This is a genomic window from Tsukamurella sp. DT100, from assembly GCF_049844855.1.
In the GTDB taxonomy this organism is placed as follows: domain Bacteria; phylum Actinomycetota; class Actinomycetes; order Mycobacteriales; family Mycobacteriaceae; genus Tsukamurella.
In genome coordinates, this window is the sequence record NZ_JBNCLV010000004.1 from 185,933 (window position 1) to 204,287 (window position 18,355).

Consider the following 18,355-nt stretch of genomic DNA (forward strand, 5'->3'; position numbering starts at 1 on the left):
TCAGGTTCTCCAGAACGTCGTTCAATCGGGGAGGGGGTCACTGGAGGGCGATGTAGCGGGTCTCCAGGTACTCCTCGATGCCCTCGCTGCCGCCCTCACGGCCGAAGCCGGAGGCCTTGACGCCGCCGAACGGGCCGGCGGGGTCGGAGATGACGCCGCGGTTCACGCCGACCATGCCGGCCTCGATCCGGTCGGCGACGCGCAGCGCGCGGTCCAGGTCCTTGGTGAAGATGTAGGCCGCCAGCCCGTACTCGGTGGCGTTCGCGGCGGCGACGCCCGCGTCCTCGTCGGCGAAGGCGACGATCGGCGCGACGGGGCCGAAGACCTCCTCGGTGAGGATCCGGGCGTCGGCGGGGACGTCGGCGAGCACCGTCGGCGGGAAGAAGTGGCCGGGCCCCTCGGGCGCGACCCCGCCGAGCCGCAGCGACGCGCCCTTCGCGACCGCGTCCTGCACCAACTCGGAGACGGTGGCCTGCTGGTCGGCGGAGACGAGCGGCCCGATGGTGACGCCGTCGTCGGTACCGCGGCCCAGGACGTACTTCCCCATCCCGTCGACGAGCTTCGCGGTGAACTCCTCGACCACGGACTCGTGCACGTGGAAGCGGTTGGCGGCGGTGCACGCCTCGCCGCCGTTGCGCAGCTTGGCGAGCAGCGCCTGCGCGACGGCGTGGTCGACGTCGGCATCGTCGAAGACGACGAACGGCGCGTTGCCGCCCAGCTCCATCGACGTGCGCAGGATCCCGGGCGCCGACTGCGCGACGAGCGCGGCGCCGACCTCGGTCGAGCCGGTGAAGGTGAGCTTGCGCAGCCGCGGGTCGGCGAGCAGCGGGCCCGTCAGCGCGCCGGACTTCGAGGTCGGCAGCACGGAGATCACTCCGTCCGGGACGCCCGCGTCGCGCAGCACCTCGGCGAGCAGCAGCATCGTCAGCGGCGTGAGGCCGGCGGGCTTGACCACCATCGTCGCGCCGGCGGCGAGCGCGGGCCCGATCTTGCGGGTACCCATGGCCAGGGGGAAGTTCCACGGGGTGATCGCGAGGCACGGCCCGACGGGGGCCTTGCTCACCAGGATCCGCCCGGTGCCGGCGGGCGCGGGCGTGTACCGGCCGGCGATGCGCACGGCCTCCTCGGAGAACCAGCGGAAGAACTCCGCGCCGTACTTGAGCTCGTTGGCCGACTCGGGCAGCGCCTTGCCCATCTCCAGCGTCATCAGCAGGGCGAAGTCGTCGGCGCGGGCGTGCAGTCCCTCGTACGCCGCACGCAGGATCTCGGCGCGCTCGCGGGCGGGCGTCGCGGCCCAGGCCGGGCCCGCGGCGACGGCCGCGTCGAGGGCCGCGGCTCCGTCCTCGGGCGTGGCGTCGGCGACCTCGATCAACACCTCCTCCGTGGCGGGATCGTGCACCGGAAAGGTTGCGCCCGAACTCGAATCGCGGAACACCCCGTTCACGAAGATCCCGGTGGGGATGCGGTCGAGGAGGTCACGGACGCGCTGCTCGGTTGCCATACCGCCACCCTAGCTCCGCGCCGAGGGCGCGCGCAGGGCCTTGTCCCGGCGCCCGCTGTGACCTCGTCCGTGAACCGCCCGCGGCGGCGCTCCGGACACTAGGCTGACGCCATGAGCGACAGCGACATCACCGCGTCCACCGCCTGGCGGAACCTCGTCGATCACCACCGCGAGATCGCCGGGACCACGCTGCGGGAGCTGTTCGCCGCCGACCCGGACCGCGGCTCCGACTTCGTCTTCCAGGTGGGCGATCTCTACATCGACTACTCCAAGCACCGCGTCACGCGCGAGACGCTCGGCCTGCTGACCGCTCTCGCCGACGAGGCCGGGGTCGCCGCCCGGCGCGACGCCATGTTCGCGGGCCAGCACATCAACTCCACTGAGGACCGCGCCGTCCTGCACACCGCGTTGCGCGCACCGTCGAGCCTGGACCTGCAGGTGGACGGGCAGGACGTGACCGGCGACGTGCACGACGTGCTGGAGAAGATGGGCGCCTTCAGCGATGAGGTGCGCTCCAAGCGATGGCGCGGCGCGACGGGCGAGCCCATCACCGACGTGGTGAACATCGGCATCGGCGGCAGCGACCTGGGCCCCGCGATGGTCTACAAGGCGCTGCGCGCCTATGTCCAGCGTGGCCTGACCTGCCACTTCGTCTCCAACGTCGACCCGGCCGACATCTCGGCCACGCTGGCGCAGCTCAACCCCGCGACCACCCTGTTCATCGTCGCCTCGAAGACCTTCTCCACGCAGGAGACGCTGACCAACGCGCACGCGGCGAAGGCCTGGCTGCTGGAGAAGCTCGGCGTCGGCGAGGAGGCCGTGGCGAAGCACTTCGTGGCCGTCTCCACCAACGCGGAGCGGGTCGCGGCCTTCGGCATCGACACCGCGAACATGTTCGGCTTCTGGGACTGGGTCGGCGGCCGCTACTCCGTGGACTCGGCGATCGGGCTGTCGGTGATGATCGCCGTCGGCCCCGAGCGGTTCGCCGAGTTCCTGGCCGGATTCCGCACCGTCGACGAGCATTTCGCGACCGCGCCCGCCGAGGCGAACGCGCCGCTCATGCTCGGGCTGATCGGGCTCTGGTACTCGGACTTCTTCGGCGCGCAGTCCCGCGCGGTGCTCCCCTATGCGCAGGACCTGGCCCGCTTCCCCGCGTATCTGCAGCAGCTCACCATGGAGTCGAACGGCAAGTCGGTGCGCGTGGACGGCACGCCCGTCACCGCCGACACCGGCGAGATCTTCTGGGGCGAGCCCGGCACCAACGGCCAGCACGCCTTCTTCCAGCTGCTGCACCAGGGCACGCGGCTCGTGCCGGCGGACTTCCTCGGCTTCGCGGAGTCCACCGACGACCTGCCCACGACCGACGGCGTCGGCACCATGCAGGACCTGCTGATGAGCAACCTGTTCGCCCAGACGAAGGTGCTCGCCTTCGGCAAGACGGCGGACGAGATCGCGGCGGAGGGCACCGATCCGGCCGTGGTGCCGCACAAGGTGATGCCCGGCAACCGGCCCACCACCACGATCCTCGCGCCCAGGCTCACCCCGTCCGTCGTGGGCCAGCTCATCGCGCTCTACGAGCACCAGGTGTTCACCGAGGCCGCCGTCTGGGGCATCAACGCCTTCGATCAGTGGGGCGTCGAGCTGGGCAAGGTGCAGGCCAACGCGCTGCTGCCCGTCATCGCGTCCGACGGTGCGCCCGCCGCCGACCTCGACTCGTCGACCGACGCGCAGGTGCGCTGGTACCGCGCGCAACGCGGCCGCGCGGTCTGAGCCGCGGGGCGGGACCGCCGGGCCGGGACCGCCGGGCCGGGCCGCCGGGCCGGGCCGCCGGGCTAGGGCCGCTCCGTCGCCGCCCGCTCGCGCCACGGATTCGTGAGCCGGGCGGCCGCCTCGGCCAGCGCAGTCGTCACGGCGGCGACGCGCGCATCGTCGAGCTGCTCGGTGGGGACGGCGACGCCCAGGCCCAGCGGCGGGTCGCCCGGCGCCCACGCGGGCAGGGCGACGGCGATGCCGGTGAGGCCCAGCGTGCCGCGGCCGGGGTCGATGGCGTAGCCGCGCTCGCGGACGCGGGCCAGCTCCGCGCGGATCGCGGCGTCGGTGATCTCGGTGCCGTCGACGGCGCTGCGCGCGGGCACGGCGGTCGCGAGGATCGCGTCGAGTTCCTCGTCGGGCAGGCTCGCGAGCAGGGCCTGCCCGGACGCCGTGAAGACGGCGGGCAGCCGCGAGCCGAGCGGCGTGCCGAACCGGTAGGGCACCCGGCCCTCGTGCCGCGCCAGGTAGAGGGCGTGGGCACCGTCGAGCATGGCGATCTGGACCAGTTCGCGGTGCAGCACCGGCGACGCGGAGATCACCGGGAAGAACTCGCGGACCTGGTTGAACTGCAGCGCGTACGCGCCACCGATCTCCGCGGTGCGACGGCCGAGGGAGAAGCCGCCGGGGACGCGGCGGATCATGTCGCCGTCCTCCAGGGCCTGGCACAGGTTGGCGCAGGAGGACTTGGCGATGCCCAGGCCGCGGGCGAGGTCGCTGAGGCTCAGGGCCGGGCTCTCGGACTCGGCGAGCAGCGAGAGGATGCCGATCGCGCGGGTCACCGCGGGCGCCGGGGCCCGCGGGCCCTCCGGGGAGGCCATCAGTAGAACTCCACCGTGTCGACGACGTTCGCCATCGGCACACCGTCGAGCAGGGCGGTCGCGTTGCGGGCGAAGAGGCGGGCGATGCGCGTGCCCTCCTGCCGGCTGAGCGCCGCGGTGTGCGGGCTGGCGAGCACGCGGGGATGGCCCCAGAGTGGGCTCGCCTGCGGCAGCGGCTCGGTCGCGAAGACGTCGAGGGCGGCGAAGCCGACCCGCCCGTCGTCGAGGGCGGCGAGCAGCGCGTCCTCGTCGATGACGGTGCCGCGGCCCACGTTGGTGAGCAGGGTGCCGGGGCGCAGGCCCGCGAGCAGCTCGGCGCCGATCAGCTTCTCGGTGGCGGCGGTGCCGGGCAGGGTCACGACGATGGCGTCGGCCTGCGCGGCCGCCTGGGCGAGGTCGTCGAGCGGGATCACGCGGTCGACGTTCTCCACGGGGCGGCCGCTGCGGGAGGTGCCCCAGACCGTCGATCCGCAGGCCTTGAACCGGGCGGCGGTCGCGGCGCCGATGCCGCCGAGGCCCACGATGAGCACCGTCATCTCGTCGAGGTGGCGCATGGCCCAGCGCTCGGCGGGCCAGTGCCGGGCGGCCTGGTCGGCCTCGAGGTGGCGCAGGTCCTTGGCGCCCGCGAGGATCCCGAACAGGGCGAACTCGGCGAGGGTGGAGCCGTGCACCCCGGCGCTGGTGGTGAAGGCGACGCGCTCCAGCTCGGCCGGGGTCAGGCCCGCGGCGCGCACCTGGGCGCCGCCGCCCGCCGCGGTCGCGTGCACCCAGCGCAGCGACGGATTGGCGCGGACGGTCGCGGCGAGCCGGGCGGGGCTGACGTCGGGGAGGCCGAACAGGGCGTCGGCGCCGTCGAGCAGAGCGGTGAAGGCGGCCTCCTGCTCGGGGGTACGGGTGAAGGCGGGGTCGCCCTCCCAGTCGGCGTCCCACCGGGAGGGTTTGTTCAGTGAGTGGTCGCGCAGCAGCTCGACGCGGGGCTCAAGCCGCTCGATGAGCAGGCAGTCGTCCTCGGGCAGGTCGACGGCGAGGGCGGCGCGGAGCGTGGAGGTCATGCGGCGAGTCTAGTCAATCGGCCAACATATTGAACGCGATTCGCTAGGTTGGACGAATGACGGAGGTTTCGGCCCCCTTGAACGGGGTGACGGTCGGCGTGATCGGACTCGGCGCCATGGGCGCCCCCATGTCGCGGCACCTCGCCCGCGGCCACGGGAGCGTGCACATCACCGCCCGGCGCCCGCGCCCCGACCTCGTCGCCGACGGCGCCGTGCAGCACGCCGACGCCGCATCGCTCGCCGCCGTCGCCGACGTCGTGCTCCTCATGCTGCCAGATCTGCCCGAGGTGGAGGAGGTGCTGGCGGGCGGGCTGCTCGCGGGCGACCGCCCCCTGCTGCTGCTCATCGGCTCCACGTCCTCCGCGCCCGGCGTCCGAGCCCTCGCCGAGCGCCTCGACCGCGAGACCGCGGGCCGGGTCCGCGTCGTCGACGCCCCCGTCTCCGGCGGCGACGACGGCGCGATCGCCGGCACGCTGTCGATCATGCTGGGCGGCACCGAGGACGACTGCGCCCTCGCCGCCGCGGTGCTGGCGCCGTGCGGCACGCCGGTCCGGCTGGGGCCGCTCGGGGCGGGACAGGTCGCGAAGGCCTGCAACCAGCTGGTGGTCGCCGCGACCATCGCCGCCCTGGGCGAGGCGACGGTGCTGGCCGACCGGTCGGGCATCGACCTCGGCACGATGTGGGACCTGCTCGGCGGGGGCTACGCCGCCTCGCGCCTGTTGGACACGCGCAAGGAGAAGCTGGTCACCGGCGACGACACCCCGTCGGGGATGGCGAAGTACCTGCTCAAGGACTTGAAGTCGGGGGCGGAGGTCGCGGCCGCCACGGGCACGGAGGCGGCGCTGCTGCCCGCCCTGTTGGCCGAGTTCGAGGAGATCGTCGCCGCCGGGCTGGGCGAGCGCGACATGTCCGTCACCCGGCGGTTCGTCGCCGAGCGGAAGCCGTCGGAGTAGGGCTCACGGCTCCTTGGGGATCTGCCAGGTGCCGTTCGCGTTGCAGCTGAGCACGAAGCCCTGGCTGCGCTCGAGCGCGAGCTTGCCGACGTTGTAACCGGCGCAGCTCTCGCCGATGCTGCCCCGGGCGTAGTCGCTGATGTCCGGGTCGGCGTGGACGGGGGCCGCGGCGACGATGAGGGCGACTCCGGCTGCGGAGGCGATCGTGGCTGTCTTGATGAATGTGCGCATTTCGCACCACCTTTCGTCCCTGCTAACGCTAGGAACTTCGGTGTCGCGGCACATCCGGGCCGGGCCCCCACGTTTCGGGGCGGCGCCTCAGGGGTGGGCCCCTAGTCCTTCCGGGGGATCCGGTCGGGGCTCAGATCAGGCGGCGGGTGACCTCGTCCGGGGCGTGCCGCAGCACGGCACCGATCGGCGCCCAGGGCCACGGCGGCACGGCGGCCTCGCGCGGCGCTCGGTCGATGGCCTTGACGATGGCCTTGACCCCCTGATCGAGCGGGACCATCAGCGGCGTCTTGAGGCCGTCGGTGATCGCCGTCTCGATGTAACCGGGCTTGATCACGGTGATCTTGATCGGCCCGTTGGGGAACTCCGCCTGCATGCCCTGGCCGAGTGCACTGAGGCCCGCCTTGCTGGCCGCGTACGCCGTGCCCGCACCGGGGTGCCCGCGCTCGCCCGCGATCGAGGAGACCAGGACGAGGTGGCCGTGGCCCTGCGCGCGGAAGATCTCGAGCACCGCCTCGGCCTGCGCGAGGGCGCCGGTGAGGTTGGTCTGCACCGTCTCGATATTGGCCCTGGCATTGCCGGTACCGACCGAGGCGCCCTTGCCGATGCCGGCGTTGATGATCGCCCGGTCGAGGCCGCCGAGCCGCTCCGCGATGTCGGCGATGGCGACGGGCACGGCGTCGAAGTCCGTGACGTCGAGCCGGCCGACCTCGACGGCGCCGGCCTTGGGGCAGGCGGTGAGCTCGGCGCGCAGGGCCTCGAGCCGGTCGAGGCGGCGGGCCAGGAGCCCTACGTCCTCGCCGCGCTCCGCATACGTCCGAGCCATGCCTTCGCCGAGACCGGAGCTGGCTCCGGTGATGAGGATCCGCATTCGCCCACCTTAGCGACTGCATCGTCTCCGCCGCCGTGTTCGCCGCGGGCGAGCGCCGGGCCGCCGAGTCCGGTCTTCGCGAACAGCTGGATCAGCGGGCCGACGCCCGCCGCGTACAGCACGGTGCCGATGCCGAGGGTCCCGCCGAGCAGGAAGCCCACGATCACGACCAGCACCTCCATCGACGTGCGCACCACGCGCACCGAGCCGCCGGTGCGGGCGACGAGCCCCGTCATCAGGCCGTCGCGCGGGCCCGGTCCCATACCGGCCCCGATGTAGAGCACCGTCGCGAAGGCGTTGAGCACGATGCCGCCCACCATCATCGGGATCGCGACGACCAGCGCGGGGTTCTCGGGGAACAGGGGCGCCATGGTGTCGAAGGCGACGCCGATGACGATCACGTTGGCGACCGTGCCGAAGCCCGGCTTCTGCCGGATCGGGATCCACGCGAGCAGCACGAGCGCGCCGACGACGATCGACGTCACCCCCACCGACAGGCCGATCTTCTCCGCGAGCCCCTGGTGCAGCACGTCCCACGGCATGTTGCCGAGGCCCGCGCGCAGGATCGCGACCATCGCCGTGCCGTACAGCCACAGGCCCACGAACAGCTTCATGAGTCGAATCATCATGACACTCACTCTTACGCCAAGTGGCATGGCAATCCATAGCCAGTCCTGAGATACTGGCCTCATGTTCCCCTCAACTGGCACTGTCGGCGCGGCCGCCCTGGTCCGCCAGCTCGGCTCCTGGAAGCCCGACGGTCCGCGCCCGGCCTACCTCGCGCTCGCCGAGGCGCTGCGCCTGCTGGTCCTGGACGGACGGGTCCCCGTCGGGACCGCGCTGCCGAGCGAGCGCGCCCTGGCCGCACACCTCGAGGTCAGCCGCACGACCGTGACCACCGCGTACGCCGAGCTGCGCGACAGCGGGCACCTGCAGTCCCGGCAGGGCGCGCGCAGCGTGCTCTCGCTGCCGCACGCCGTGCCCGCCGAGCCCGCGGACACCGGCCCCGAGGCCGACCTGATCCGGCTGAACATCGCGGCGCCGTCGGCACCGGACCAGATCGTGCACGACGGCTACCGGCACGCACTCGAGTGCGCGCCGCCCTACCTCGCGGGCATCGGCCTCTACCCCGGCGGCGTGCGGGCGCTCAAGGAGGCGATCGCGCGGCGGTACACCAACCGCGGCCTGCCCACCGCGGAGGAACAGATCCTCGTGACCTCCGGCGCCCAGCACGCGTTGCGCGTCGTGCTGGACACGCTGGTCCATCCGGGCGACCGCGTCGTCATCGAGCAGCCGACGCACCACGGCACCATCCTCGCGCTGCGCCGGCACAATGCGCGGCCCGTCGCCGTGGGGCTGCACCCGGAGCACGGCTGGGACCTCGACCAGCTCGAGGCCGTCGCGAAGCAGCAGAATCCGCGGATCATCTTCACCATCCCCGACTTCCACAACCCGACGGGGCTGCTGCTCGACGAGGCCGGGCGCCGGCGGCTCGGCGAGATCTCCGCGCGCTACCGGGTGCCCGTCGTGGTCGACGAGACGATGGCCGAGCTCGCGCTCGACGTTCCCACTCCCCCGCCCGTCGCCGCGTTCGCGCCGCGCGGCGCCCGGATCATCACGCTCGGGTCCGCGAGCAAGACCATCTGGGCGGGCCTGCGGGTGGGCTGGATCCGCACCGAGACCTCCCCCGATTCGCTCACCGCCGCCCGCTACGACATGGACCTCGCGGGCGCCGTCTTCGAGCAGCTCGCCGCCGGCTACGCCCTCGACCACCTCGCCGACTTCCTGCCCGGGCGGCTGGATTCGCTGCGAACGGCGCGGGCGGTCGCGCGGGACGCGGTCGCCGAGCACCTGCCCGGCGCGACGGTCTCCCCCGGCGTCGGCGGGCTGTGCCTGTGGGTGACGCTGCCGCGGCCCGTCGGGACCGCCACCGCCGCGGCCGCCGCGGGCCTGGGGGTGCGCATCGCCGCCGGCTCCGCCTTCGGGGTCGACGGCGCCCTCGAGCGCAACATCCGCATCCCGTACTCCCTGCCGCCGGACCAGCTCGCGCAGGCCATCGAGCTGGTGGGCACCGCGTACCGTCGGGCGACGGGCGGCGCGACGATGCCGGACCTCGAGGGGCAGCTCGTCGTGTGAAGTGGACCACTCCCGGGAATCCTCGGGACCGCGGTCCGGTTGAACGCCTCAGAACCGACGACCTCCGCTGGAAGGGACCCCGACATGGGACAGAACAACACCGCACGTGACCTCGGGCTCCTCGCCCTGCGTACCGCCGTCGGCGGCGCCCTCGCGTACCACGGCGCGCAGAAGCTCTTCGGGGTGTTCGGCGGCCACGGCCTCGAGGCCACCGGGCAGGGCTTCGAGTCGATGGGCTTCGCGCCCGGCAAGCCGAACGCCGCCCTCGCCGGCGCGGGCGAGCTGGCCGGTGCCGCCCTCGCGCTCGGCGCCGCGACCCCGCTGGCCGCGGCCGGCGGCGTGGGCGCGATGCTGGTCGCCGCCGAGGTCCACCGCCCGCAGGGCTTCGCCGCGCAGGGCGGCGGCAACGAGTACCCGATCACCCTCGGCGTCGCCGCGGCCGCGCTGGCGCTGACCGGCCCCGGCAAGTACTCGGTCGACCACCTGCTGGGCGACCGCCTGAACAAGCCGTGGATCGCGGCCCTCGCGCTGGGCGGCGCCGTCGCCGGCGGCGCGGTCACCATCGCCCGCCGCAACGCCGTGCTCGCGCAGGCCGAGGCCGTGTCCCAGGAGATCGAGGACGAGGCCGCCGAGGGCGACTTCCTGCTCGGCGACTACGACCCGGAGACGGGCACGAACGACGGCGCGGACAAGCTCATCAAGTAGTCCCCGCCGCCGCGGCACTCACCGGCCGCGTTGAAGTCGAATGCCGCCGGACCCCTCACCCAGGGTCCGGCGGCATCGTCGTCTGTGCGCGGGCGCGCAGCTCAGAATCTCCAGTTCTGCGGGACCGCACGTGTTCCAGCGCACGCGCGACGCCGCAGAAGGCGACATCGTGAGGAGCCCCTCAGCGGAACAGCCCGGCCCCGAGGAAGTCGTCCGCACCCCGCACTCCGGGGACGGCGAAGAAGTAGCCGCCGCCGAACGGGGTCACGTAGTCGGTGAGCGGCTCGTCGATCAGGCGCTTCTGCACCTCCTCGAACTGCGCCTCGACGTCCTGCTGGAAGCACAGGAAGACGTGGCCGCACGCCATGTTGCCGTTCATGTCCAAACCCAGGTCGTAGTTGTACGACCGGCGCACCAGGCGCTGCTTCTCCGTCTTCTCCCCCTCGCGCGGGTTCGCCAGGCGGATGTGCGAGTCCATCGGGATCACGTCGCCCTCGGGGTCGGCGGCGTAGTCGGGATCGTCGGTCTCGGCGGCACCGTCGAGCGGGGCGCCGGAGTCGCGGCGCCGGCCGAACATGCCCTCCTGCTCCGCGATCGAGACGCGGTCCCAGAACTCGACCATCATCCGGATCAGCCGCACCACGAAGTACGTGCCGCCGGTCGCCCACGCGGGCTCGCCGCCGCCCGTCACCCAGATCAGCTCCTCCGCCTGCGATCCGACGGGGTTGGCGCTGCCGTCCTTGAAGCCCATGAGGTTGCGCGCCGCGCCCTCGGGCCGCGGCGGGGCGCCGTAGCCCTGCATCTTCCACCGCAGCTGCATCGCGCCGCGGGTGTGCTTGGCGATGTCGCGCAGCGCGTGGTGCACGGTGTCGGGGTTGTTGGCGCAGAACTGCAGCACCAGGTCGCCGTGCATCTGCGCGGCGTCGGGCTGGTCGTTGGGGAAGACCGTCATCGGCTTGAGCTTCGCCGGCTTCTTCGCGCCCAGCCCGAACCGGTCGTCGAACAGCGACGAGCCCACGCCGAGCGTGATCGTCAGCCCGTCGGCGGGGACCACGGGCCCGAGCACCGCGCTGTCCGCGGGCGGCTTGCCCACGCCCAGGTTCGCCGGGGTGCCGCCCGCGGTGAGGAAGCGCGCGCGGTCGGTGATGGTCCGCAGCAGCTTCTCCAGGCCCGCGCGATCGGTGATCACGTCGAACGCCGCGACCATGAGGGCCGCCTGCTTCTCCGCCGGGGCGGGCGTCAGGATGCCGGACTGGTGCTCGCCCTCGAACGGGTAGGAGTCGCGCACCGTCGGGCCCGAGGACTGCGCCGCGTCGCTGCGCGCGCCCCCGGCCAGCACGCCGCCGACGGCGGCCACGCCCACGGCGCCGACCGCCGCGCCCTGCAGGAACTTCCGCCGGCCGGTGCCGGTCGTCGTCTCATCGCTCATGCTTGGGGATCTCCAGGAGGTTGGGCACGGCGGACAGGGTCTCGAGGGCCTGCCCGACGGTGCCGTTGATCTTCTGCCGCAACGCCAGCGGCGGAGCCTCGAGCGGCGGGTAGGTGCCGTCGGGCCGCTTGACGGCGTCGAGGGCCTTGGTGATGTCGTCCAGCTCGCGACGAGCGGTGGACACCAGGTCCGGGACGCGCGGCGCGAGCAGCGGCTCGAGCACGCGGAGCACGGCGCGGGTGGCCTCGACGTCGGCGGCGGTCGCGGCGTAGCCGGCGTGCGCCCCCTGGTCGCTGACACCCGTGAGGTGGTCGCGCAGCGCGTCCTCGAGGATCTCCTGGGCGCGCTTGGTGAGCGTGATCGGGTCGCCGGCGATGTCGTCGGTGCGCAGGTCGGCGCGGACCTTCGTCAGGCCCTCGAGGGTCTTGTCAACCTGCGCCGTCAGCGCCGCCGACGGTTCGCCGGTCCACAGCCCGTACTCGATGCGCCGGATGCCGGAGAACTCCGGATCGCGGACCCCGTCGGCGAAACCGTCGGGCAGGCCCGCGACGGCCGTCCCGACCTCGCCGAAGCTGTTGTACGAGGCGCCGACCTTCTCCCACGCGGTCATGGCGTCGAGCCACGCCGCCTTGGCGCCCGCGGTGTCGCCGCCGCCGAGCGCGGCCTTCACGCGGTTCAGGGCGGACTCGACCGCGGGGAGCACCGTCAGCACGTAGTCCTGGTACTTCGCGTTGGCGCCGTCGAGATCGTCCTTGGTCACGCGCGCGACGGCCTTCGGAGCCGCACCGCCGCCGGTCACGGTGAACTGCTCGGAGCGGGTCTCCTTCTGCCCTGCGAGGTAGCAGACGAACCGGTAGCTCCCGCCCCCGAGCGTCGCCGACAGGTCGGCGGTGGTGGCCGGCCCGAGGGTCTCGATCTCGCCGACGACGGCGTCGCCGCTGTCGACGAGAGTGATCTCGCCCGACTTGCCGGACTTGTTGGTGACGGTGATGCGCTGCTGCCCGGCCGAAGCGCCGCTGAAGCCCTTGGCGCAGTCCGCCTCGGTGACGGTCACCGCGCCCGCGGCGGCGGGCTTGGCCGGCAGGATCGCGATGATCAGGCCCGCGACGAGCAGCGGCACCAGCACGACGACCGCGGCCGCGAGGCCGGTGCGCGTGCCCGCGAGGCGCGCGGCCCAGGCCTCGAAGCGACCCTTCTCGCCCGGCGTCGCCGGTGCGGGCTTCGTGCCGAGGAAGATCCCCAGTACGACCACCAGGTAGGCGAGCCACGCGAAGACCTGCAGCACCGTCATCTTCGGCGCGAGGTTGGTGATGCCGCCGATCAGCGCCACCCACCACGAGTCGGTGCTGATGCTGCCGGACAGGTCGAAGGCGATCCAGGTGCGGCCGGGGAGGACGCCGGCGTTCTGCAGGTCGCCGAGGCCGTAGGCGAGGACGCCCGCGGCCACGACGATGAGCAGGATCGCGGTGTACCGGAAGAACGTGGCGAGGTTCAGCCGCACGGCCTGCCGGTAGAGCAGCACGCAGATGCCGAACGCCACCGCGAGGCCGAGCGCCGCGCCGACGGCGGGGCCCACCGCGTCGCCCGAGGCGCGGGCCGCGGTCCACAGGAACAGCGTGGTCTCCAGGCCCTCGCGCGCGACCGCGAAGAACGCGGTGAGCACGAGCGCACCCGCGCCCAGCACCATCGCGGTCTCGACGTCGGCGCGCAGTTCCTTGGACAGCGACGCCGCGGTGCGCCGCATCCAGAAGATCATCATCGTCACGAGCAGCACAGCGAGCACGCTCAGCGTGCCCGCGACGACCTCGCGTGCCGTGGCCGACAGCTCCGACGTGGTGAAGGTCAGGATCGCCCCGAAACTCACCGACAACGAGGCCGCGCCCAGCGCGCCCAACCACACCGGCACCCGCGAACCGCCCGACTTCTTCACGGCGGCGAGCAGGATGCTCACTATCAGTCCCGCTTCCAGGCCTTCACGCAGGCCGATGAGGAAGTTCGGGACGGCATCACCCCAGTTCATGCCTAGAAGGTAAGGCACGCCTTCAATCGACTATGCAGCGATGCCTAACCTCAGGGCGGTTTGGGCTCATTTCAGCAGTTTCGACATCCGACGGTCCGCCAGCACCTTGCCGCCCGTCTGGCACGTGGCGCAGTACTGGAAGGAGCGGTCGGCGAAGGAGACCTCGCGCACGGTGTCGCCACAGACCGGACAGGGGCTGCCGGTGCGGGCGTGCACCTTCATCCCGGAGCGCTTCTCCGCCTTGAGGGTGGCGACGTGCTGCCCGACGGACCGCTCGACCGCGTCCTCGAGCTCGGACCGCATGGCGGCGTACAGGGCGTCCGCCTGCTGCGCATCCAGGGACTTCGCCGCCGCGAAGGGCGAGAGCTTCGCGGTGTGCAGGATCTCGTCGGAGTAGGCATTGCCGATGCCCGCGATCGTGCGCTGGTCGCGGAGCAGCGTCTTGAGCTGCGCGCGCGAGCCGGCGAGGATCGCGCCGAACTCGTCGCGGGTGACGGCCAGCGCGTCGGGGCCGAGCGTCGCGACCATCTCGATCTCCTGCGGGTCGTGCACGATCCACACCGCGAGCCGCTTCTGCGTGCCCGCCTCGGTGAGATCGAAACCCTCGCCCTCCGGCCCGACGTGCACGCGCAGCGCGATCGGCGACTTCCCGCCGGGTCTGAGCGGCGTCGGCGAGAGCTTCTCCGACCAGCGCAGCCACCCGGCGCGGGAGAGGTGCACGACGAGGGCGAGGGCCTCGTCGCCCTTGCACGCATCGAGGATGAAGTACTTGCCGATCCGGCGCGTTCCGGTGACGGTGGCCCCGACCAGGTCGTGCGGGCCCGGCGCATAGGTCTTGAGCACGGACAGCGCCGCCACGTCGACCCGCCGGACCTGCGTGCCGACGGCCTTGGCGCCCACGTAGTCCGCGATCGCGGTGATCTCGGGAAGCTCCGGCATACAGCCACTCTAGGGTGGGGGTATGACCTTCTTCGGCCGTTCCGACGGTGGCGCCCTGTCCGACATCGAGCTCGCGGCCGAGATCGCCGACGGTGCCGGGCGGATCCTGCAGTCCATCCGGCACGGTTCCCTGCTCGACGACGGGGTACTGGGCGACACCGGCGACCGGCTCGCGCAGGCCTGGATCGCCCGCGTCCTGCGCCGGCACCGGCCGAACGACGCGGTGCTCTCGGAGGAGGCGCCGGACTCCACCGAACGGCTCTCGGCCGAGCGGGTGTGGGTCATCGACCCGCTCGACGGCACCCGCGACTACGCGGCCCACCGTCCCGACTACGCCGTGCACGTCGCGCTCACGCAGGGCGGGCAGCCGGTGCACAGCGCGGTCTCGCTGCCCGCGATGGACCGGGTGTTCCGCTCCGACACTGTCACCGCGCCGACCGGGGCGTTGACGGGCAACCTCGCCCTGTCGCGCAGTCGCGCGACGCCCGGCATGTTCCGGGTCGCGGAGTCGCTGGGCCTGCAGCCCGTCTCGCTGGGTTCCGCCGGGGTGAAGACGATGGCCGTCGTGACGGGGCAGGTCGACGTGTACCTGCACGCGGGCGGCCAGTACGAGTGGGACTCCTGCGCTCCCGTCGGCGTCGCGCGCGCCGCGGGCCTGCACTGCTCGCGCCTCGACGGCAGCGAGCTCACCTACAACAACCCCGACCCCTACCTCCCCGACCTGGTGGTCTGCCGCCCGGAGCTGGCGGAGAAGGTCCTCGACGCGCTGAACTGAGCGCATGAGCGGGTGGACGGGGTCGGTGCACCTCAGCGTGGGCGCGCTCGCCTACGACGGCGCCGTCGGCACGACGGGGCGGCACCGGCACGCGGCGTGGCAGCTCCTCTCCCTCCGGTCCGGAACGGTCACCGTCACCGTCCAGCCGCCCGACGGTCCTCCGCGCGCCCGGGAGGGCGTGACCGCCTTCGTGATCCCGGCGGGCACCGTGCACGCGATCGGCCCGGTCTCGCCGGACGCGGCGGGGCTCACCGTCTACCTGGATCCGGACGCGGTGCCGGCGGACCTCCCCGAGGCGCCCACGGAGGCGGAGCTGCGGGCGCTGGCGACGGCGCGGGACGGGCTCCGGCCTGTGCATCCGTACGTGCGGTCGGCGCTGGACGTGGTGGCGCGGCGGCGATCCGAGCCCCTGTCGCTGACCACCGTGGCGGCGGAGATCGGGGTGTCGGCCTCGCACCTGAGCCGGCTGTGGCGCCGCGACCTGGGCCTCGCCTTCCCGGCCTGGGTGCGCTGGTCACGCCTGCGCGCGATGGCCGAGCGGGTGCGCGACGGGGCGTCGATCACCGACGCCGCGCACGCCGCGGGCTTCGCGGACGGGGCGCACGCCAGCCGGGTGTGCCGGGAGATGTTCGGCCTGTCGCCGCAGCAGTTGCTGGCCGCCCTCGGCTGATCCGATCGATCCGTACAAGCCCGGCGGCCGGTCCCGCGGCGAGGCTGGACGCATGAGAAACCTTCTCCGCTACGGCTATCCACTGCTCATGCTCGTCGGCGTAAACGGCACGATCATCGCGCTCGCCGGATCGGGCGCCCCGAAGCTCACCCTGATCGGCGTGGTCCTGGTCGCGATCGCGCTGTCCTTCACCGCCGAGCGCGTCATCCCCTACGAGCGGGCGTGGAACCGCTCGCATGACGACGCAAGCCGCGACGTGGCGCACGTGCTGGTCAACGAGTCGCTGATGCTGGCCTCGCTCGCGGTGATCCCGCTGGTCGCGGCGCTCCGCGGCCCGGGGTCGTGGTGGCCGCACGCGCTGCCCTTCTGGGCGCAGGTCCTGCTCGCGGTGCTGGTCGCCGACCTCGGGATCACCGTGGTGCACATGGCCAGCCACCGGTACGGCTGGTTGTGGCGGCTGCACGCGGTGCACCACAGCGTGACCCGCTGCTACGGGCTCAACGGGCTGATGAAGCACCCGCTGCACCAGACGCTGGAGACGATCGGCGGCGTCGCGCCGCTGCTGATCCTCGGCATGCCCGTGCCGGTCGCGTCGGCGCTGGCGGCGATGGTCGCGGTGCAGTTGCTGCTGCAGCACTCCAACGCCGACTACCGCGTCGGGCCGCTGCGGTCCGTGCTGGCGCTCAACGAGGGGCACCGGTTCCACCACCAGCGCGAGGCCGGGGCGGGCGACGTCGACTTCGGGCTGTTCACCTTGCTCTGGGACCACCTGTTCGGCACGTACGTCCTCGATCGCCGCCGCCGGTTCACCAGCGCCGACCTCGGCATGGCGGCCAAGCCCGACTACCCCACGGGTTACGGCGCGCAGCTCGTCGTGCCGTTCACCGAGGCGGGCGGCTGCGGGGAGATGGGCCCGCTGCCGCGCCGGACGGTGCGCGACCGGCTTCAGTCGGCGGGGCGGCGGAGCAGGTAGACGTCCATGATCCAGCCGTGCTTCTCGCGGGCCTCGGCGCGAGTGCGGGCGATCAGGTCGCCCACCTGGCCGACCGGGCCGTCGAGGAGGATCTCGTCGGGCGTGCCGAGGTAGGCGCCCCAGTAGACGTGGTCCGTCGGCTCGGCGGTCTCGCGGAACGTGCAGTCCGCGTCGAGCATCACGACGGTGTTGCGGCCGTCGTCCTCGTGCAGGCGGCGGCCGGTGGTGATGTGGATCGGCTCGCCCACCCGGTTGAGCAGGATCGCGTGCGCGGCGGTCAGTGCCTGCACGCTGGTGATGCCGGGGATCACCTTCGCCGCCAGCGGGAGTGAGTCGGCCACGCGATCCAGAACCCGCAGCGTCGAGTCGTACAGCGACGGGTCGCCCCACACCAGGAAGCCGGCGTTCCCGCCCTCGGGGACGTGTTCGGCGATCGCCGCGGCCAGCGCGGCGGCCCGGGCGTCGTGCCACGCGCCGACGTTGGCGGCGTAGGCACCGTCGGGCCGCGAGGCGCCGCGCTCGGCGGACCGGTCCCGCGGCGGGTCGGGCACGAGCACGACGGGGGTGTCGGGCGCGTGCCGGTCGACGATCTCCTGCCGGATCCCGGTGAGCGTGCCCGCGTTCGGCTTGTCGAGGACGAACAGGGCGTCGGCGGCGCGCATCGCGTCGATCGCGCCCACGGTGACGTGCCCCGGGTCGCCGGCGCCGATGCCGATGACCAGAGCGGTGCGGGTCACGCGATCGGCTCGCTGTACATGTTGAGCGTGGCGGTGAGCAGGTCGATGCGGTTCTGCTTGAGGGTCTCGTTCTCCGGGTCGATCACGCAGTACGACGCGGTGCCCTCGTGCACGGCGAGCAGCGCGTAGCCGAGCGCCTCGGGCGCGGTGACCCGGCGGCCGGCCGCCTCGAGCACGTGCATCACGGTGGGGATCATATTGGCGAGCAGCATCTGCTGGGCGTCGCGGACCGTCTGATTGAGCTCGGGCGTGCGGGTGCACAGCGCGACGAAGTCGCCGTTCACGCGCTGCCAGCGCTCGTTGACGGGGATCGCGCGGACGGCCATCTCGATGAGCTTGCCGTAGTCGGCGCCCTGGACGACGTAGGTGTCGACGACCTTGGCCATGACGTCCATGATCCACTGCACGTGGAACCGCCAGACCTCGATGAACAGCTCTTCGAGGCTGGTGAAGTTGGAGTAGAAGGCGCCGCGGGTGAAGCCGGCCGCCTCGCACACCATGGTGACGTTCGTCGAGCCGTAGCCGTGCTGCGCGAACACCAGGTACGCCGCGCGGATCAACCGCCGACGAGTCTTCGCGCGACCCTTGGGATCGTCCGTCGGTTGCAGCGCCGCGGTCATCCGGCCGTCCCCGTGGGACAGAATGTGCGTCGCTGTTCCATCGGCTCAGTGTACCCGTCGGTAGCCTCGGCTTCAGCGGTACTTCAGCGACCGCCAACCGCGACGTCCTAGCGTTG

The 18,355-nt window shown here is 72.8% G+C and carries 18 protein-coding genes; 7 read left to right on the forward strand and 11 right to left on the reverse strand.

Going from position 1 to position 18,355, the window contains the following annotated elements:
• Positions 1–37: 37 nt before the first annotated feature.
• On the reverse strand, positions 38–1,501 hold the full coding sequence (locus tag ACLQ3K_RS11020; RefSeq protein WP_336669965.1) for an NAD-dependent succinate-semialdehyde dehydrogenase: 1,464 nt from the start codon (positions 1,499–1,501) through the stop codon (positions 38–40).
• Between the two features lie 111 nt (positions 1,502–1,612).
• Here ACLQ3K_RS11020 and pgi point away from each other — a divergent pair, with 111 nt between their 5' ends.
• Positions 1,613–3,271 carry a glucose-6-phosphate isomerase gene (pgi, locus tag ACLQ3K_RS11025; protein ID WP_425999268.1) on the forward strand — a complete coding sequence of 553 codons (1,659 nt, stop codon included), beginning with the start codon at positions 1,613–1,615 and terminating at the stop codon, positions 3,269–3,271.
• A 62-nt stretch (positions 3,272–3,333) separates the two neighbouring features.
• Here pgi and ACLQ3K_RS11030 read toward each other — a convergent pair whose 3' ends face one another.
• On the reverse strand, positions 3,334–4,131 hold the full coding sequence (locus ACLQ3K_RS11030) for an IclR family transcriptional regulator (RefSeq protein ID WP_224648942.1): 798 nt from the start codon (positions 4,129–4,131) through the stop codon (positions 3,334–3,336).
• Positions 4,131–5,183, reverse strand: coding sequence for a D-2-hydroxyacid dehydrogenase (locus tag ACLQ3K_RS11035; RefSeq protein ID WP_425999270.1), 1,053 nt, complete (start codon positions 5,181–5,183; stop codon positions 4,131–4,133). Before ACLQ3K_RS11035 ends, ACLQ3K_RS11030 begins: the two co-directional genes overlap by 1 nt.
• 56 nt (positions 5,184–5,239) lie before the next feature.
• Between ACLQ3K_RS11035 and ACLQ3K_RS11040 the strand changes: the two genes are divergently transcribed.
• On the forward strand, positions 5,240–6,136 hold the full coding sequence (locus tag ACLQ3K_RS11040; RefSeq protein WP_425999272.1) for an NAD(P)-dependent oxidoreductase: 897 nt from the start codon (positions 5,240–5,242) through the stop codon (positions 6,134–6,136).
• 3 nt (positions 6,137–6,139) lie between these two features.
• On the opposite strand, the gene ACLQ3K_RS11045 is transcribed toward ACLQ3K_RS11040, so the two are convergent.
• From ACLQ3K_RS11045 to ACLQ3K_RS11055, 3 genes are all read right to left on the reverse strand, one after another.
• Positions 6,140–6,367, reverse strand: a complete 228-nt coding sequence (locus ACLQ3K_RS11045; protein ID WP_224648935.1) for a hypothetical protein — start codon at positions 6,365–6,367, stop codon at positions 6,140–6,142.
• Positions 6,368–6,497: 130 nt separating this feature from the next.
• Entirely contained in the window at positions 6,498–7,190 is a 693-nt protein-coding gene (locus tag ACLQ3K_RS11050; protein WP_425999274.1) for an SDR family oxidoreductase, read from the reverse strand.
• Entirely contained in the window at positions 7,154–7,849 is a 696-nt protein-coding gene (locus ACLQ3K_RS11055) for a YczE/YyaS/YitT family protein (RefSeq protein ID WP_425999276.1), read from the reverse strand. The genes ACLQ3K_RS11050 and ACLQ3K_RS11055 overlap by 37 nt, the downstream gene beginning before the upstream one ends.
• Positions 7,850–7,925: 76 nt before the next feature.
• Between ACLQ3K_RS11055 and ACLQ3K_RS11060 the strand changes: the two genes are divergently transcribed.
• Both ACLQ3K_RS11060 and ACLQ3K_RS11065 read left to right on the forward strand, forming a co-directional pair.
• Positions 7,926–9,371: a PLP-dependent aminotransferase family protein gene (locus ACLQ3K_RS11060; protein WP_425999278.1), complete on the forward strand. Its 1,446-nt coding sequence runs from the start codon at positions 7,926–7,928 to the stop codon at positions 9,369–9,371.
• A gap of 84 nt (positions 9,372–9,455) precedes the next feature.
• Complete coding sequence (locus tag ACLQ3K_RS11065) at positions 9,456–10,076, forward strand: DoxX family protein (protein WP_224648925.1); 621 nt, start codon at positions 9,456–9,458, stop codon at positions 10,074–10,076.
• 181 nt (positions 10,077–10,257) lie between these two features.
• Here the strand turns inward: ACLQ3K_RS11065 and efeB are convergent, their stop codons facing one another.
• The 3 genes from efeB to ACLQ3K_RS11080 all read right to left on the reverse strand — a co-directional run bounded on the left by efeB (position 10,258) and on the right by ACLQ3K_RS11080 (position 14,464).
• Positions 10,258–11,505: an iron uptake transporter deferrochelatase/peroxidase subunit gene (efeB, locus tag ACLQ3K_RS11070; RefSeq protein ID WP_425999280.1), complete on the reverse strand. Its 1,248-nt coding sequence runs from the start codon at positions 11,503–11,505 to the stop codon at positions 10,258–10,260.
• Positions 11,495–13,525: an iron uptake transporter permease EfeU gene (gene efeU, locus ACLQ3K_RS11075; protein ID WP_425999282.1), complete on the reverse strand. Its 2,031-nt coding sequence runs from the start codon at positions 13,523–13,525 to the stop codon at positions 11,495–11,497. The genes efeB and efeU overlap by 11 nt, the downstream gene beginning before the upstream one ends.
• Positions 13,526–13,591: 66 nt before the next feature.
• Positions 13,592–14,464 (reverse strand): DNA-formamidopyrimidine glycosylase family protein, encoded by an 873-nt coding sequence (locus tag ACLQ3K_RS11080; protein ID WP_425999284.1) that lies wholly within the window; start codon positions 14,462–14,464, stop codon positions 13,592–13,594.
• Positions 14,465–14,486: 22 nt separating this feature from the next.
• Here ACLQ3K_RS11080 and ACLQ3K_RS11085 point away from each other — a divergent pair, with 22 nt between their 5' ends.
• Genes ACLQ3K_RS11085 through ACLQ3K_RS11095 form a run of 3 tightly spaced genes read left to right on the forward strand, consistent with a single transcriptional unit; the run spans position 14,487 to position 16,882 of the window.
• A complete protein-coding gene (locus tag ACLQ3K_RS11085; RefSeq protein ID WP_224648917.1) occupies positions 14,487–15,239 on the forward strand; it encodes a 3'(2'),5'-bisphosphate nucleotidase CysQ in 753 nt (250 codons plus the stop codon).
• Between the two features lie 4 nt (positions 15,240–15,243).
• Positions 15,244–15,909, forward strand: a complete 666-nt coding sequence (locus ACLQ3K_RS11090; protein ID WP_224648913.1) for a helix-turn-helix transcriptional regulator — start codon at positions 15,244–15,246, stop codon at positions 15,907–15,909.
• Positions 15,910–15,961: 52 nt separating this feature from the next.
• A complete protein-coding gene (locus tag ACLQ3K_RS11095) occupies positions 15,962–16,882 on the forward strand; it encodes a sterol desaturase family protein (protein WP_224648911.1) in 921 nt (306 codons plus the stop codon).
• On the opposite strand, the gene cobF is transcribed toward ACLQ3K_RS11095, so the two are convergent.
• Complete coding sequence (gene cobF / locus ACLQ3K_RS11100) at positions 16,855–17,619, reverse strand: precorrin-6A synthase (deacetylating) (protein WP_224648909.1); 765 nt, start codon at positions 17,617–17,619, stop codon at positions 16,855–16,857. The two genes, ACLQ3K_RS11095 and cobF, sit on opposite strands and share 28 nt — an antisense overlap.
• Positions 17,616–18,239, reverse strand: coding sequence for a TetR/AcrR family transcriptional regulator (locus ACLQ3K_RS11105; RefSeq protein ID WP_425999287.1), 624 nt, complete (start codon positions 18,237–18,239; stop codon positions 17,616–17,618). Before ACLQ3K_RS11105 ends, cobF begins: the two co-directional genes overlap by 4 nt.
• Positions 18,240–18,355 lie beyond the last annotated feature (116 nt).

What these genes read in the sequence shown, in the direction of transcription:
- ACLQ3K_RS11020 (WP_336669965.1), bottom strand. Translation starts at nt 1,501, where the DNA reads ATGGCAACCGAGCAGCGCGTCCGTGACCTCCTCGACCGCATCCCCACC.
- pgi (WP_425999268.1), top strand. Translation starts at nt 1,613, where the DNA reads ATGAGCGACAGCGACATCACCGCGTCCACCGCCTGGCGGAACCTCGTC.
- ACLQ3K_RS11030 (WP_224648942.1), bottom strand. Translation starts at nt 4,131, where the DNA reads ATGGCCTCCCCGGAGGGCCCGCGGGCCCCGGCGCCCGCGGTGACCCGC.
- ACLQ3K_RS11035 (WP_425999270.1), bottom strand. Translation starts at nt 5,183, where the DNA reads ATGACCTCCACGCTCCGCGCCGCCCTCGCCGTCGACCTGCCCGAGGAC.
- ACLQ3K_RS11040 (WP_425999272.1), top strand. Translation starts at nt 5,240, where the DNA reads ATGACGGAGGTTTCGGCCCCCTTGAACGGGGTGACGGTCGGCGTGATC.
- ACLQ3K_RS11045 (WP_224648935.1), bottom strand. Translation starts at nt 6,367, where the DNA reads ATGCGCACATTCATCAAGACAGCCACGATCGCCTCCGCAGCCGGAGTC.
- ACLQ3K_RS11050 (WP_425999274.1), bottom strand. Translation starts at nt 7,190, where the DNA reads ATGGCTCGGACGTATGCGGAGCGCGGCGAGGACGTAGGGCTCCTGGCC.
- ACLQ3K_RS11055 (WP_425999276.1), bottom strand. Translation starts at nt 7,849, where the DNA reads ATGAAGCTGTTCGTGGGCCTGTGGCTGTACGGCACGGCGATGGTCGCG.
- ACLQ3K_RS11060 (WP_425999278.1), top strand. Translation starts at nt 7,926, where the DNA reads ATGTTCCCCTCAACTGGCACTGTCGGCGCGGCCGCCCTGGTCCGCCAG.
- ACLQ3K_RS11065 (WP_224648925.1), top strand. Translation starts at nt 9,456, where the DNA reads ATGGGACAGAACAACACCGCACGTGACCTCGGGCTCCTCGCCCTGCGT.
- efeB (WP_425999280.1), bottom strand. Translation starts at nt 11,505, where the DNA reads ATGAGCGATGAGACGACGACCGGCACCGGCCGGCGGAAGTTCCTGCAG.
- efeU (WP_425999282.1), bottom strand. Translation starts at nt 13,525, where the DNA reads ATGAACTGGGGTGATGCCGTCCCGAACTTCCTCATCGGCCTGCGTGAA.
- ACLQ3K_RS11080 (WP_425999284.1), bottom strand. Translation starts at nt 14,464, where the DNA reads ATGCCGGAGCTTCCCGAGATCACCGCGATCGCGGACTACGTGGGCGCC.
- ACLQ3K_RS11085 (WP_224648917.1), top strand. Translation starts at nt 14,487, where the DNA reads ATGACCTTCTTCGGCCGTTCCGACGGTGGCGCCCTGTCCGACATCGAG.
- ACLQ3K_RS11090 (WP_224648913.1), top strand. Translation starts at nt 15,244, where the DNA reads ATGAGCGGGTGGACGGGGTCGGTGCACCTCAGCGTGGGCGCGCTCGCC.
- ACLQ3K_RS11095 (WP_224648911.1), top strand. Translation starts at nt 15,962, where the DNA reads ATGAGAAACCTTCTCCGCTACGGCTATCCACTGCTCATGCTCGTCGGC.
- ACLQ3K_RS11105 (WP_425999287.1), bottom strand. Translation starts at nt 18,239, where the DNA reads ATGACCGCGGCGCTGCAACCGACGGACGATCCCAAGGGTCGCGCGAAG.